We start from the raw sequence: 17,175 nt of genomic DNA on the forward strand, positions 1-17,175 counted from the left end.
GATTCCGTGGCATCACCTCAGCTCGAGACCGGCACCGGGGCGGCGGCCAGGACAGCGTGCAGTACCTCGGCGATGCGGCGGAGTGGTGCGTCGGCGGTCATCCGCCAGTGGGTCGACGCCACCGGATGGTTGTGCACGGTGCCGGTCACCGCCGCCACCCAGGTCTTGGCATTGACCGAGCAGGTGCGATCGTCGCGGGCCGCGGTGAAGTAGACGAGGTCGCCGTCGAAGGCGCGGGCGCGGTAGGACGCGTTCCGGGCCGCCGAGGCTATGGCGGAGTCCACGACGCGCTGGATCCGCTCGGAGCCGAAGGACGAGAACGGTTCCGGCAGCCGGCTCAGCTTGTCCGCCAGGTCGGTCACGTCCGGGACGGCGTCCACGCCGAGTTCGGCGGCTCGATCGCCGAGCAGCCCGCCGAGCAGTTCCGGGATGGACACCTCGGGTGCGGCGACGGGTGTCGAATCGGCTTGCTGGAGACGGCTGTCCATCATGGCCAGCAGCGCCACCTGTTCTCCTTCGTCCTGGAGTTGGACGGCCATGGCGTGGGCGAGGACGCCGCCGAGCGACCAGCCGAGCAGGTGGTAAGGGCCTTCGGGCTGGACCGTCCGGATGTGCTTCACATAGAGGCGCGCCCAGTCCTCGATCGAATCCGGCAGGGGCTCGGACGAACTCAGCGCGGGTGACTGGAGTCCGTAGATCGGGCGATCCTGATCCAGGTGGGCGGCGAGCCCGGCGAAGGACCAGGCGATGCCTGCGATGGGGTGAATACAGAACAGCGGTGCGGCCGTGCTGTTTTCGGTGCGGGCACGCAGGGGCAGCAGGATGCCGAAGGCCGCCTCGGATCCCGAGTCGTCGGTGCCCGGCCGCCCGAGGGTCCCCGCGATTCCGGCGGGTGTGGGCGTGGTGAACACCCACATCACCGGCACGGTCGTGGCCACGGCTGCACTCAGGCGCGCCACCAGCTTCGTGGCGATGAGCGAGTTGCCGCCGAGTTCGAAGAAGTTGTCGTCCAAGCCGATTCGATCGAGGCCCAGGACTTCGGCGAACACCTCGCACACGGTCGTTTCGAGGGCTGTCGCCGGCGCCCGGTATGCGCGGGGCGCGAACTCGGGTGCGGGCAGGGCCGCACGGTCGAGCTTGCCGGTCCGGGTCAGCGGCAGCTGGTCGAGGACCACGATCGTGGCGGGAACCATGTGCGAGGGCAGGGTCCGGGCGGCCCATTCGATCAGGCGGTCCGGATCGAGCGTCCGCTCCCCCGCCACGTAGGACACCAGAACCGTTGCCCCGGCGGGATTCTCGCGGCCCACGGTGACCGCGACGCTGACGTCGGCGTGGGCGGTGAGCACCGCGTCGATCTCGCCGAGTTCGATGCGGAAGCCACGGATCTTGACCTGGAAGTCGGTGCGGCCGCGGTAGTCGAGCGCGCCGTCGGCGGTCCAGGCCGCCAGATCGCCGGTGCGATACATGCGCGCGCCGGGCCGGAACGGGTTGGCCACGAATCGATCGGCGGTGAGGTCGGCGCGGCCGAAGTAGCCGCGGGCGAGCTGGTCGCCGGCCAGATACAGTTCGCCCGCGACGCCCGGCGGCACCGGCCGCAGGTGTGAATCCAGCACGTAGACCCGGCTGTTCCACACCGGTGCGCCGATCGGTACGGACGGACCGGCGAGTTCGGTCACCGGATGCCGGGTGATCGAGACCGCGGCCTCGGTCGGGCCGTACAGGTTGCACAGCGCGATGTGCGGTGCGACGGCGGCGAACCGGCGGGCCAGGGCGGCGGGCAGCGCCTCGCCGATGGCGAGCACCCGCCGCAGCGAATCCGGGAGCCGGCCGGTGAGCAGGGCGTCCAGCATCGACGGGACGGTGTGCAGGGTGGTCACGCTCTCGCGGGTCATCAAGGCGTTCAGGTACGCCGGGTCGCGATGGCCGTCCGGTGCGGCGATGACCAGGCGTCCGCCGCAGATCGCGGCCGACCAGAATTCCCACACCGACAGGTCGAAGGTCGCGGCCGTCTTCAACAGCACGGCGTCGTCGGGCGTCAGGCCGAATTCCGTTGTCTTCCAGAGCAGCTGGTTGACGATCGCGCGGTGGGTCACCGCCACGCCCTTGGGGCGGCCGGTGGAACCCGACGTGAAGATCACGTATGCCGTGTGCCCCGGCCGCAAGGGCGCAAGGCGGTCGGCGTCCGTGACCGTTGCGGTCGGCAGCGAGGACAAGTCCAGCAGATCCATGCGCACCACCGGTCCGCGCAGGGTCGCGAAATCGGTTTCGGCATCGGTCAATACGCAGACCGGCGCCGTGGTCTCCAGCACGTAGTCGGTGCGCTGCGCGGGCTGATCCGGGTCGACCGGCACGTAGGCGCCGCCGGCCCTGCTCACCGCGTACATGGCGACGACCAGATTGACGGACCGCCGGATGGCCAGCGCCACCCGCGATTCCGGTCCGACACCGCGGTCGATCAGGTAGCGCGCGAGCCGGTTGACCTGTGCGTCGAGTTCCGCGTACGTGGTGCGAGTGCCATCGGCGGCCACCAGCGCGACCGCGTCCGGGGTGGCGGCAACGGTCGCGTCCAGCAGTGACACCAAGGTGGCATCGGCATTCGAGCCCAGGAAACGCTCGGTGTCGTTCCACGCCGCGAGCTGCTGAAGCTCCTGCGGCGCAAGCACATCGATGGCGCCGACCGGTAGTCGCGGATCGCTGATCACGGCGCGCAGCACGCGGAGGAACCTGTCCGCGAAATTCCGCACCGTGGACTCCTCGAAGAGATCGGCGGCATAGGTGAGGAAGCCGCCGAGGCCTGCCGGCGCTCCCTGCTCGTCATAACCGTCGGCCACGATGAGATGCAGGTCGAACTGCGACAGTTGCCGATCCGCGTTGAGGCCGCTGACCGTGAGTCCGGGCAGTTCCATGCCGACCGGGGCCAGGTTCTGGAACGACAGCCCCACCTGGAACAGTGGGTGCCGCGCGGTCGAGCGCACCGGGTTGAGCACCTCGACCAGCCGCTCGAACGGCACATCCGCGTGCGCGTACGCCTGGAGATCGATATCGCGCTGCCGCGCAAGCAGTTCCGTGAATCCGGCACGCGCGTCCACCCGGGTGCGGAACACCAGGGTGTTGACGAACATGCCGATCAGATCGTCCAGCTCGGCCGCACCGCGACCGGCGGTCGGGGTGCCGATGGCGATATCGTCCGTGCCCGACAAACGGGCCAGCAGCACCGCGAACGCGGTGTGCACCACCATGAACAGCGTCGCGCCCTGGGCGCGCGCCAGTTCCGCCAGCGCGGCATGGGTGGCGGCGTCGATGCACACCTCCACCCGACCGCCCGCGAAGGACTGCACCGCCGGACGCGGGCGATCCCGCGGCAGCTCCAGCTGATCCGGCAGATCGGCGAGTGCGTCCCGCCAGTAGGCGATCTGCTCGGCCGCGATCGAACCCGGCTGATCCTCGCTGCCGAGCAGGGCACGCTGCCAGAGCGCGTAGTCGGCGTACTGCACCGGCAGCGGCGTCCACTGCGGGGCCTGGCCGAGAGCGCGAGAAGCGTACGCGGTCACCAGGTCTCGGGTGAGCGGGCCACCGGAGTAGCCGTCACCGCAGATGTGGTGAACGACCAGGGCCAGGACGTACTCGTCGTCGGCAACCTGCCAGAGTGCGGCGCGCAGCGGCACCTCGGCAGTGACGTCGAAGATCGTCGACGCCAGCGCCGTCACGGCTGGTTCCACATCGACGGCCGCGAGAACTCCCACCTCGAGCCGTGGTACGCCCGAATCCGTGGATGGCAGGATCACCTGCACCGGACCGGTTTCGGCCTGCGGGTAGACGGTGCGCAGAATCTCATGCCGCGCAATCAGATCGGCGAACGCCAACCGCATGGCTTCGACATCCAGAGCTCCGCTGAGCCGCAGGGCGACAGGGATGTTGTACGCGGCCGATCCCGTGTCGAACCTGTTGAGGAACCACATGCGCTGCTGGGCGGGCGACAGCGGAATGTACTGCGGCCGTTCACCTGCCACCAATGCCGGCCGGTTCCGGTCAACGGTGAGTTTCGCGATCTCACGTGCGAAACCGGCGACCGTGGGCGCGGCGAACAGTGTCCGCACGGGCACCTGGGCATCGATCGCCATGCCGAGGCGCGCGGTGACCCTGGTCGCGAGCAGCGAATTGCCGCCGAGCTCGAAGAAATTGTCATCGGCGCCGATACGCTCGCGGCCGAGCACTTCGGCGAGCACACCCGCCACGGTCCGCTCCGTCACGGTCTCGGGCTCACGGTACGGGCGCGTGGCGAATTCCGGTGCAGGAAGGGCTTTCCGGTCGAGCTTGCCAACCGCCGTCAACGGCACCTCATCGAGCACCACCACGGCCGCGGGCACCATGTGGGCAGGCAGCGTACGGGCGGCCCAGCGGATCAGTTCTTCCGGATCGAGTGCCCGTCCCACCACATACGACACCAGAACGGTGACACCGTTGGCGTTTTCACGGCCGATGGTCACCGCATAGTCGACCTCCGGATGCGCCGCGAGTACGGCATCGATCTCACCGAGTTCGATCCGGAAACCACGGATCTTCACCTGGAAATCGGTGCGTCCCACGTATTCCAGTTCACCACCCACCGGCCCGGTGGCAGGCACGCCGATCCACCGCACCAGGTCACCGGTGCGATACATGCGCTCCCCCGGCGCACCCCACGGGTTGGCAATGAACCGCTCCGCCGTGGCACCCGCCCGCCGGTGATAGCCGCGCGCGAGTGCCGGTCCCGCCAGATACAGCTCACCCACGACACCCGGCGCGACCGGCCGCAACCGGTCGTCGAGAACCGCCGCCCATCCACCGGGGACCGGACGCCCGATCGACACTCGCTGCCCCGCACGCAGAGTCGTGTAGGTCGCACCGATCGTCGCCTCGGTGGGGCCGTAGCCGTTGATGAATCGCCGACCAGGCTGCCACGCCGCCAGCAACTCGGGCGAGGTGGCCTCGCCGCCCGCGGAGACCACGGCCAGGTCATCGAGACCGGACGGGTCGACGGTGCCGAGCAAGGCCGGGGTGATGATCGTGTGAGTCACCCGCTCCGCACGCAACAGGTCGCGAAGCTCCTCGCCGCCCAGCATTTCCGGCGGGGCAATGACCAAGGTCGCGCCCGCGTAGGCGGCAGTAGCGATCTCCTCGATGGATTGGTCGAAGCTCGGGGAACAGACGTGCAGCATCCGGGATTCCGGCTCGAGGCGCAGCAGATCGGCCGAATAGCCGACGAGGCCACCGAGCCCCGCATGGGTCACAGTGACGCCCTTGGGCATACCTGTCGATCCGGACGTGTAGATCACGTACGCGGCGTGCGAAAGGCGCAGGGGCGCACGGCGATCGAAGTCGGCCACCGGACCCGCCGGACGCGCGGACCATTCGGCGCGGAAGGCTGCGTCATCGAGCACCAGCCAATCCACTGCCCGCGCAGGCCCGCCTGTACATGCGGTGCCCACCAGCCCGCCAGTCGGCGCAGCACCCGGCAAACTGCCCGTCTGCGCGTCGCCCAGCGCCCCGTCCATGGGCGCAGCGCCAGGCAGCCTGCCCGTCTGCGCGTCGCCCAGCACCCCGTTCATGGACGCAGCGCCAGGCAACCTGTCCGTCTGCCCAGCGCCCAGCGGCCCGTGCGTGTGTGCAGCATCCCGCAACTCATCCAGCTGCGCGGTGCCGGGCAGCGTGGCCGTGTGCGCGGCGACGGTAAGCCCGACCACCGCACCGGAATCGGACAGCAGGTAGGCCACGCGGTCCGCCGGATAGCCGGGGTCGATCGGGAGGTAGGCGGCTCCGGTCTTGGCGACCGCCCAGATGGCGGTGATCATGGCATAGGAGCGGCGCATGGCCAGCGCCACCACGGTTTCCGGTCCGATACCGCGCGCGATCAGCTCCCGGGCCAGGCGGGAGGAGTCGGCGTCGAGCTGCCCGTAGGTGTAACCGCGCCCGGCATCACGGACGGCAATGCGGTCGCGGCCGAAATCCACTCCCCTGGTGAGCAAATCCGGCAGCAGACCCACGGCGAGCGGAAGCCCGCCGCCCATCCGGGTCAAGCGGTGGTGTTCCGCCGCTGTCAGCAGGGCGATATCACGAACCAGTGTCGCCGGGCGTTCGGCGACCTCGGTCAGCACCCGCACGAATCGCCGGGCGAGGGCTTCGACCGTCGCATCGTCGAAAAGGTCACGGGTGAAGGAGATCTCGCCGAGGACGAGCGCGGACGCGCTATCGGTCGAGACCGCCAGCGCCAGATCACCGGTCGCGGCCGGGGGGCTCTGGAAGGACAGCGCGACTTGGAACAGCGATTGCCGCGCCGATGTCCGGCGCACGCCCAGCAGGTCGGCCAGCTCGTCGAGCGGAATTCCGGCGTGTGCAAACCCTTGCCGCTCAGCCTCGTACGCTGCGGGAAGCAGCTCGGCGAAGGGGTGGTCGGCCGCCACCTGTGTCCGCAATACGAGTTCGGGCGCACGGCTCGGAGACCGGACCGCGCTCGTCATCTCGGCGTGTTCCGGTCCGGAATCGAGGCGAGGCTTGTGGATTCCGGCCAAAAGCGCGCCGGAATGACGGAGCGAACCGTCGCCGGACTGGCGACGCTCACGGGTATCGGACTCGCGGCGCGCACCTTCGCCGGATTCGGGGAACACATCGTCACCGGACTGGCGAGGCGCACCGCCATCGGACGGGCGGGGTGCGCTGTCGCCGGACGGGCGGGGTGCGCTGTCGCCGGACGGGCGGGTTGCGCTGTCGCCGGACGGGCGGGGTGCGCTGTCGCCGGACGGGCGGGGTGCGCTGTCGCCGGATCGATGGGGGGCGCGGTTGGACGGGTGTTCGGCCTCTGCCGGGGTGCCGATCGCGATGTCGTCGGTGCCCGAGAGTCGCGCGAGGAGGACGGCGAGGGCGGTGCGGATCACTGTGGCCCAGGTGACGCCCGCTGTGTTCGCGACTTCGCGCAGTCCTTGCTGGACGTGCTCCGGAACCGAGAAGGCTACGTGGCCGCGCGCTTCTGTGCGCTGGGCTGGGTGCGGTCGGTCCGAGGGCAGGGGTAGGCGCTCGGGTAGGCCGGCCAATGCCGTTCGCCAGTAGCGGGTTCGGGTGATCGAGTCGGCGGATTCGGTGTCGAGGGTGCGGGCGATGTCGCGGGCGGGGCGGGTGGGTGCGGCCAGGAGTTCGGCGAGGGCCTGGTGCAGGCGGTTCGCGATGGCTTGGGCGGTGGTGGCGGCGACCGTGTCACGGCGGTATTTGACCTGGACGAGGGTGCGGTCGTTGAGGAAGACCAGAACGGTGATCGGGTAGTGGGTGAAGTCTTCGCCGGTGAGGGCGTCGATATGGAGGTCGCCGAGGGCGCCGCCGGCCTGTTGGAGGCCTTCGGCGTCGATGGGGTAGGACTCGAAGACCAGCATGGTGTCGAAGAGTTCGCCTTGGCCGACCAGGCGTTGGATGGCGCCGAGGCCCAGGTGGTGGTGGTCGAGGAGGGAGATTTGTTCGGCCTGGACACTGTTGATCAGGGATCGGGCGGTGGTGTCCTGCTCGAAGCGCACCCGCACCGGGATGGCGTCGACGAACAGGCCGATCATTTCGCCGACGCCGTCGAGTTGGGCGGGGCGGCCGGAGATGGTGGCGCCGAAGACCACGTCGTCACGGCCGGTGCCGGCGGCGAGGACCAGGCCCCATGCGGTTTGCAGGAGGGTGTTGGGGGTGACCTCGGCGGTGGCGGCGTACGCCGTGAGTGCGGCGGTTTCCGAGGTGGACAGCTCGAATTCGCAACGGCCGTAGCCGGTTTCCGTGGCGGCGGGCCAGGCCAGCTCGGGGGCGAGCAGGGTGGGGGTGACATCCGTCAGGACGTGGGACCAGGCTCGGTGGGCGGCGTCGCGGTCCTGCTGGGTGAGCCAGCGCAGGTAGTCGCGGTAGGGGCGCACCGGGGTGAGCACCGCCGGGTCGCCGCCGGTTGCGTAGAGGACCAGCAGTTCCTTCATCAGCAGCGGCATGGACCAGCCGTCGAGCAGAATGTGGTGGCCGGTCAGGACGAGGTGGGTGTGCCCGGAGTCGGTGGTGTACACCGTGAATCGGAGAAGCGGCGCCACCGCCGGGTCGAAGCCGGTGCGTTGTTCGGCGGCCAGGAGTTCGGGGAGATCGGAGTCGGGTACGCCGTCGACGAGGCGCAGCGGGACTTCGATGTCGTCCACGACCACTTGCACGGAGGTGCCGTCGGCCACGGGCACGAAGGCGGAGCGCAGGTTCGCGTGCCGGTCGAGCATGATGCGGGCGGACTTACGCAGGCGGTCGATGTCCAGGTCGCCGGTCAGCTGTAGCGCCGCTTGGATGAGGTAGGCCTCGGTCGAATCGTCGAGCAGTTCCATGAGCACGCGCAGGGAATCCTGTAGCGGCGAGAGCGGCAGGACGTCCGAGAGCGACGGGTAGGTGCGCTGCCAGCGGTCCAGCTCGGTTTGGGAGACGCGGACCAGGGGCACGTCGGAGGGGGTCAGGCCGCCCGCCGCGGGGTCGTTCAGGTGACCGGCGAAAATAGTCAGCGCGGTGGCGAAGTCATCCGCCAGTTCGCGCACGGCCGCCTCGTCGAGGATTTCGCTCGCGTAGCCGAAGCTCAGTTCCAGCTGTGGTCCGGCCGGTGTGTCGGCGGTGATCGCATTGATGTCGATGACCGCTCCGACAGGCATGCTCGGGTCGTACTCGATCTCGAGTACGCCCAGATCGGCTGTGGGCAGCCAGCTTTGGTCCGGCAGGTCCGCGGACGCACCGGTGATGGTGCGGCCGAGATAGTTGAAGCCGATCTGGCCGATGTCCCCGGCGAGCCGGCCGGCGGTCTCGGCGTTGAGGTGCCGCAGCATGCCGAATCCGATGCCCTTGTCCGGCACCGCGAGTAGTTGCTCCTTGACCGACTTCAGCAGGCGCGCCAGGCTTTCGGCATCCAAGTGGGCGACCTCGGCGCTCGCCGAATCCGGCAGCTCGAGGGCGACCGGGTAGACGCTGGTGAACCAGCCGAGCGTGCGCGTGAGATCAGCGCCGGGGACGGCGTCTTCTTCGCGCCCGTGGCCCTCCAGCCGGATTCGGGTCACCCGGGTGTCGATGCCCCGCCGCGCACGCCAAACCTGTACCGCCAGTGCGAGAGCGGCGAGCAGGCCGTCGTTGACGCCGCCGCGATACCGGGCGGGCAGCGCGGAGAGCAGGGCCTCGGTGACCTCGACCGGCATCTGAACCGTGACGGAGCGCAAGGTCGCGTAGGTGTCGGCGGCAGGATCCAGGGCGCGCACGCCCAGCAGCGGATCCGGAGTGGCCAGCACGCGCTGCCAGTAGCCGAGCTCCCCGCCGCGTCCGGCGGCCGCCTCGGACACCCCGTGGGCCCAGCGCCGGAACGAGGTGCCGACGGGCGGCAGGGCGATGGGCTGTCCCGCGGCATGTTGGGCCCAGGCCAGGGCCAGGTCCGGAATCAGGATGCGCCAGGACACGCCGTCGATGACGTAGTGGTGCGCGGCCACGACGAGGACGTCGCGGGCATCGGGGCGACGCAGCCAGACGAAGGACAGCATGCGGCCCGCCGCCGGGTCGAGTGCACCCAGAGCGGAAGCCATTGCGGCGCTGCCGATTCGGCTCAGCTCCCGCTCGTCGGCACCGGCCGCGACATCAATCTCGGTTACCAGGGAGCCGGTGTCGACCGCCTCGTGCGGCAAGGCTTCGAACCGCCAGCTCTCATCGTCGCGCCACACGCGCGAACCCAGCACCTCGTGCCGTTCCATGGCCGCGCCGATCGTGGCGACCAAGCCGGCACGGTCGATGCCCTCGGGCAGCGCCAGCACCATGGTCTGGGCGAAACGGTCGGACGGGCGCTCGGCGAGAAACTCGGAAAGCACCGGTGTCAGCGGGATTTCGCCGATACCACCGCCCGGCAGCTCGGCGAGGACCACGCGCGCCGCGTCGGAGCCCACCGCGGCGACACGGGCCAGGGCCGCCACCGTCTTCTGCTCGAACACATCGCGGGCGGTGAAGACGATCCCGGCCGCTTTGGCGCGGGAGACCAGCTGGATCGACATGATGCTGTCGCCGCCGATCGCGAAGAACGAATCGTTCACCCCGACGGTCGCGAGCCCGAGCACCTGGGCGAAGAGTTCGGCCAGTCGCGATTCCACCGGCCCCTGCGGTGCACGGGTAGCGGTCGTCTCGAAAACCGGCTCCGGCAACGCCTTCCGGTCGATCTTGCCGTTCGAGGTGAGCGGCATCTCGTCGACCGCGACGATCGCCGCGGGCACCATGTGCGCGGGCAGGATTCCCGCCGCGTACTCGATGAGCCGCGCCGGATGGACGCTGTGCCCCGGCGCCGGTTGCACATACGACACCAGCGCGGTCGCCCCCGACGGCAGCGTCCGACCCAGGGTGATCGCGAATCCGACCTCGGCACAACCGTTCAGCGCCGCGTCGATCTCACCGAGTTCGACGCGGAAGCCGCGCACCTTGACCTGTGCGTCACTGCGGCCCACATAGTCGAGCTGCCAATCCACCGACGCCCGTGCGTGATTGCCGTCCCGCTGCTCCGGCGGCGCGTACCAGCGCACCACATCACCGGTGCGATACATCCGCGCGCCCGGCGCACCCCACGGATCGGGAACGAACCGCTCGGAGGTCAGCCCGGGCCGATTGCGGTAGCCCCGAGCCAGGCTGCCGCCGGTCAGATACAGCTCACCCGCCACACCCGGCGGAACCGGTCGCAGCCGGGCATCCAGCACCAGTGCCGCCATGCCCGCCACCGGAACACCGATCGTAATGCGCTGCCCCACGGTCAGTTCCGCGTAAGACGAGATGATGGTCGCCTCGGTGGGACCGTAAGCGTTGTAGTAGCGCCGCCCGGGAGCCCAGCGGGCCAGCAGATCGGGGGTCATCACATCGCCGCCGACGAACAGCGCCTCGAAAGCGTCCAGCCCGGCGGGATCGATGGTGCCGAGGACACCGGGCGTGATGAGCGCATGCGTGACCGCCTCGGCGCGCAGCAGTTCCGTCAACTCCGGCCCGCCGATAATCGATGGCGGCACGATGACCAGGGTCGCGCCGACGGAGAACGCGCACATCCATTCGAAGACCGACGGATCGAAGCTCGGCGAGCAGATGTGCAGGAACCGGTGGTGCGGTTCCAGCCGGTAACGGCTCAGCGCATCGGCGACCATACCGCCCAGCCCGGTGTGAGTGACGGTGACGCCCTTGGGCATTCCGGTCGAACCGGAGGTGTAGATGACGTAGGCCGGATTGTGCATGCGCAGCGGCGCACGGCGTTCCGCGTCGGTCACCGGGCCGCCCGGCTGGGCATCGCACCGGCGTTCGGTCTCGGCGTCGCCGAGTAGCAGCCACTCCGGACCGCCGGGCAGCCCACCGGCGTACTCGGCGGTGGTGATGCCCAGCGCCACACCGGAATCGGTCACCATGTGCCGGATCCGGTCGGCCGGATACCCCGGGTCGATCGGCACGTGCGCGCCGCCCGCCTTGGCGATGGCCAGGACCGCGAGCACCAACTCGTAGCCGCGCGGGAGAGCCACGGCGACCAGCGTCTCCGGGCCGACGCCACCGTCGACCAGCACCCGCGCCAACTGCGAACTGCGCGTGTCGAGTTCGCCGTAGGTGATGGACCGGTCGCCGTAACGCACCGCGATGCGCTCCGGCCCGAGCCCCACGCCCCGGGTGAGCAGCTCCGGCAACAGTGCTGTGGCCATGACCTCGTCGCCGGGCACGTGAGTCAGCAACGCAAGTTCGTCCGCGGCGAGCAAAGGCAGGTCACCGACCGGGATCTCCGGCCGGTCCATCGCTGCCGCGAGCAAGCGCAGAAAGCGCTCGGCGAACACCTCCACCGTGCGACGGTCGAACAGTTCTGCCGCGAAGCCGAATTCGGCGAGGCCGCCGTCCTCCGACATACGCAGCGACAGGTCGATCGATTCACCTGCGGCCGACCGATCACCGACCACGACCATTGCCCGGACGAGCGGCAGGCGGTCCCGCGATCCATCCGCCTCCAGCAAGTCCGCTACCGCGTCGATCGGCACATCGGTGCGCGCGAACGCCTGGAGACAGACGTCTTCCGCCTGCGAGAGCAGGCTGTCGAACGAGTCCGCACACCGGACACCGATGCGCAGGACCAGCATGTTCGACGCCACCGCTGCTGAGTGCGATCCGGAAGCGGCCGTGCCGGACTCATCGGCGACCGTCTCGGATTCGGCTGTTGTCGGGGCGGCGGGGGGCGGAGTGCCGATCGCGATGTCATCGCTGCCGCTCAGGCGGGCGAGCAGAACCGCGAAGACCGCGTGTGCGACGGTGAAGATCGACGTCTCGCGGCTGTCGGCGAAGCGCCGCAGCCGCTCGTGCAGATCTGGGCCGAGCTCGAAGAGGATACGGTCCAGACGGGTGGACGCGCCGGTTCGAGGGCGGTCCGCGGGCAGGTTCAACTCGTCGGGGAGGCCCGCCAGCGTATCTCGCCAGTACCGGGCCTGCGCCAGGATGTCGTTGTGCGTGTCGAGCAGCGTGTACAGGTCGGCCGGGGTGTGGTCCGGTGTCGCGACGAATTCGCCCAGCAGCAGGTGCAATCGATTGGCCAGGGCTTGTGCGTTCGCGGTGTCGACCAGATCGCGGCGGTGTTGGACCGCGATGCGCAGGCGGTCGCCGAGTTCGACCTCGACGGCTACCGGGTAGTGGGTGAAGTTGACCGCTTCCAGGCCGGCGATCTCGAGGCCGTCGATTGCGCCGTGCGCTTGGCGTAGGCCGTCGGCGTCGACCGGGTAGGACTCGAAAGCCAGGACGGAGTCGAACAATTCGCCGGATCCTGCGGCCCGCTGGATCTCGGCCAAGCCGAGCTGGTGGCTGTCGAGCAGCGAAACTTGTTCTGCCTGTAGGCGGATCAGTAGCTTGCGCACTGATTCCTGGGCGTCGAGGCGGACCCGGACGGGGATGGTGTTGGCGAACAGGCCGACCATGTCGTCGACGCCGTCCAATTGCGGCGGGCGGCCGGAGACCACCGCGCCGAAGACGATGTCGTCGTGACCGGCACACGAAGCGAGAATGAGGGCCCAGGCCGCTTGGACGACCGTATTGACCGTGACCTCGGTGGCGGTGGCGAAGGCCAGGAGGGCCGCGGTTTCGCTGTCGGAGAGGACTGCGGTGCACACTCCGTGGCCCGCAGCGGGTTCCGCGGGTGGGGCCACGGCGGCCACCAACCGGGTCGGGGTCACTCCGGTCAGCGCCTCCCGCCAGGTGGCGAGGGTGTGCTCCCGGTCGCGCTGCGCCAGCCAGGCGATGTAGTCGCGGTAGGGCCGGACCCGCGGCAGGAGTGAATCGCCGTCGGCCGCATAGGAAACCAGCAGCTCCTTCATGAGCAGCGGCATCGACCAGCCGTCCAGCAGCAGGTGGTGGGAGGTCAGCACCAGGTGGGCGCGGCCGGATTCGGTGCGGTACACCGTGAATCGCAGCAGGGGCGCGGTAGTGAGGTCGAATCCGCGGCGGAGTTCGGCGGCCCGCAGTTCGGCCGGATCGGCGTCGGGGGTGTCGATGACTCGCCAGGGCACCTCCAGGCCCGCGGTGACGATCTGGACCGGGACGCCCTCGGTGGTGGCGCCGAAGGCAGTGCGCAGGATGGCGTGGCGGTCGACCATGGTCCGGGCGGCCCGGTGCAGGCGCTCCAGGTCGAGGGCGCCGGATAGCTCCATCGACCATTGCAGGAGGTACGGGTCGGACTCCTCGCCGGAAACCTGTGTCAGATAGAGCAATCCGAGCTGCAGCGGAGACAGCGGCAGGATGTCGGCCAGACCCGGGTGGTCGCGGTGCCAGGCGTCGAGTTCGTCCTGGGTGACGTGCACCAGGGGGACGTCGGCGGGGGTGAGTCCGCCTGCGGCGGGATGGGCGGCGTGGTCGGCGAGCATGGTCAGCGCGGCCACCCAGCGGTCGGCCAGTTCGCGCGCGGCGGGCTCGTCGACAATCTCTGCGGCGTAGGCGAAGGACGCGGTCAGCTGTGCCTCGTCGCCCGAGCCGGTGACGATGGCGTTGATGTCGATCACGGCGGGCGCGGGCATGGCCGGGTCCTGGGCGGCGGCGGGTTCGCCCCAGGCGGCGGTCGGCAGCCAGCTGCCGTCCGCGATGGCCGCGGGGACGTCGCCGGTCGCGATGCGGCCCAGGTAGTTGAAGCCGATCTGGCCGAGCGGGCCGTCGAGCTCGCCCGCGGTGTCCGGGTGCAGGTGGCGCAGCAGGCCGAAGCCGATGCCGTTGTCCGGCACCGCGAGTAGTTGTTCCTTGACCGTCTTCAGGACCGCCGCCGTCGCCGCGCCGCCGTCCCAGGCGGCCGCGGCGTCGATGCCGGACAGGTCGAGCACCACCGGGTACATGGTGGTGAACCAGCCGATGGTGCGGTTGAGGTCGGCGCCGGGGACGGCGTGCTCCTCGCGGCCGTGCCCTTCGAGCCGGATGCGGGTCGCCGCGGCGTCGATGCCCTGCTCGGCGCGCCAGTCGCGCACCGCCAGCGCGAGGGCGGCCAGCAGGCCGTCATTGCCGCCGCCGCGGTACAGCGCCGGCAGCACGGTCAGCACCGCGCGGGTGACCTCGGGCGGCACGGAGACGCTGAATTGCCGCACGGTCGCGACGGTGTCGACGGCCGGGTCGAGGGGGCGCGCGCCCAGCAGCGGATCGGGGGCGGCGAGCGTCCGCCGCCAGTGGTCCAGTTCGCCGGTGCGGCCGGGCGCCGTCTCGGTCAGGCCGTGCGCCCAGCGCCGGAACGAGGTGCCGACCTCGGGCAGCACGATGGGATGCCCGGCGGCGTGCTGCGCCCAGGCCGTCACCAGGTCGGAGACCAGGATGCGCCACGAGACACCGTCGATCACAAGGTGATTCGCGGCGATGATCAGCGCATCGCGGCCGTCCGGGCGGGACAGCCAGGTGAACGCGAGCATCCGTGCGTCCGCCGGATCGAGCGTATCGAGAGCGGAATCCATTGCCGCATCCGCGATGTCGGCCAGCTCGTCGGCGCTCGCACCGGCGGGTGCGTCGACCTTCGCGAGCAGGGCGTCCACGTCGATCCCCGCGCCGATCGGCAGGGTCCGGAACTCCCAGCGGCCGTCGGCGAATCGCAGTCGGGCCCGCAGCATGTCGTGGTGGCCCAGCACCGCGGCGAGGGTGGCGACAATGCCCGCCCGGTCGATGCCCTCGGGCAGGGCGAGCACCAGTTGCTGGGTGAATCGGGCGAAGGATCGGCCGCCCGCAAGGTGCGCGGCCAGCACCGGCGGCAACGGGATCTCGCCGACGCCGCCGCCGGGCAGCTCCGCCAGGCCCGGCACCGGTTCGGCGCCCGCCACCGCGACGCGCGCCAGCCCGGCGACGGTGCGATGCTCGAAAACATCCTTGGGGGTGAACACGATTCCCGCGGCACGCGCGCGCGACACCAGCTGTATGGACAGAATGCTGTCCCCGCCGGCGGCGAAGAACGAATCGTCCGCGCCGACCCGCACCCCGAGGACCTCGGTGAACAATGCGGCGAGCCGGGTCTCCACCGGCCCTTCGGGCACCCGCGACGCGTCCGCTTCGAAATCCGGCTCGGGCAGGGCCTGCCGATCCAGTTTTCCATTGGGGGTCAACGGAATCGCGTCGATCACGACGAAGGCGGACGGCACCATGTGCCCGGGCAGCGATTCACCCGCGAACCGGGCGAGCGCGGCGGCCTCGAGCGTTATGCCGTTGCGCGGCAGCACATATACGACCAGCACGGTCGCCCCCGAGGGCGCGGTCCGCCCGAGGGTGGCGGCGTATTCGATATCCGGATGCGCGCCGAGCGCCGCGTCGATCTCGCCGAGTTCGATGCGGAAACCGCGAATCTTCATCTGGAAGTCCGAGCGGCCCACGTATTCGATGGCGCCGTCACCGATCCGGCGGCGCACCAGATCTCCGGTGCGGTACATGCGCGTGCCGGGCGTGCCCGCGTCGCCGCAGAAGGCGCCCGCGACGAACCGTTCCGCGGTGAGGCCGGGCCGCCCCAGATAGCCCTGGGCCAGCGCGGGACCGGACAGGTAGAGCTCCCCGACGACCCCCGCCGGAACCGGGCGCAGTCGCGAATCCAGTACGACCGCACCGATTCCGGTGAGGGCGGAGCCGATGGTGATCGGCTCCCCCGCGGTCATCTCGGTACTGCTGGTCGCGAGAATCGTGGCCTCGGTGGGACCGTACGCATTGAAGAAGGCCCGCCCGGGCACGGCCCAGCGGTCGACGAGCCCCGGCCCGAACGCATCACCGGCGACGACCACCGCGCGCAGGTCCGCGAGCCCGGCGGGATCCACCGACTCGAGCGCGGCCGGGGTGATGAGCACATGGGTCACCCGCTCGCGCCGGATCAGGTCCGCGAGCTCGGCGCCGCCGAACACCGTGGGCGGGGAAATCACCAGCGTCGCACCGGAACTGAACGCCAGCAGCAGTTCCAGCACCGAGACGTCGAAGTTCGGCGAGCAGACGTGCAGGATGCGGGCGGCGGCATCGACGCCGTAGCGGTCGCGGGCGGTCGCGACCAGCGCCGCGAGACCGGCATGGGTCACCGCGACGCCCTTGGGGCGACCGGTGGAGCCGGAGGTGTAGATGACATAGGCCGGATGCTGTTCGGTGAGCGCGCGGACCCGGTCGACGTAGGAGATCGGATGCGCGGGCCGGGCGGCGACGCGTTGGCGCAATGCCGGATCGGCGAGGTCGAGCCATTCGATGCCGGTGCCGAATTCACCGTGGTGAGCGGTATCGGTGAGCCCGAGGATCGCCCCCGAATCGGCGACGATGTACGCGCGCCGCTCCGGCGGCAGCCCCGGATCGACGGGCACATACGCCGCACCGGTTTTGGCGATGGCCCAGACCGCGAGCACCGATTCGACGGAGCGGGTGAAGCCGACGGCGACCACATCGCCGGGTCCGACGCCGCGGTCGATCAGTTCCCGCGCCAAGCGCGACGAGGACTCGTCGAGTTCGGTGTAGCGGAGTTCGCGCCGCCCGACCGACAGACCGGTCGGTTCATAGCTGATGGCAATCGAATCGGCCGCCGACTCCACCGCGGCGGTCAGCAGTTGAACGAAGAGAAGGCCCCCCGACCTCCGACGAGATCTCCCTCGAACGGTACGACGAACCCTATCCATCCGAGTCTTGCGTTCCTCTCAGTCGAGCCGTGGAGCGTTCCGC

The 17,175-nt window shown here is 70.1% G+C and carries 1 protein-coding gene; it reads right to left on the reverse strand.

The genetic code is table 11. The features are described from left to right. Positions 1-17 precede the first annotated feature (17 nt). Positions 18-17,048, reverse strand: coding sequence for an amino acid adenylation domain-containing protein (locus tag ACFVIV_RS10965; RefSeq protein ID WP_379194871.1), 17,031 nt, complete (start codon positions 17,046-17,048; stop codon positions 18-20). Positions 17,049-17,175: the final 127 nt, after the last annotated feature.

The organism is Nocardia sp. NPDC127526, from assembly GCF_042672265.1.
In the GTDB taxonomy this organism is placed as follows: Bacteria; Actinomycetota; Actinomycetes; order Mycobacteriales; family Mycobacteriaceae; genus Nocardia.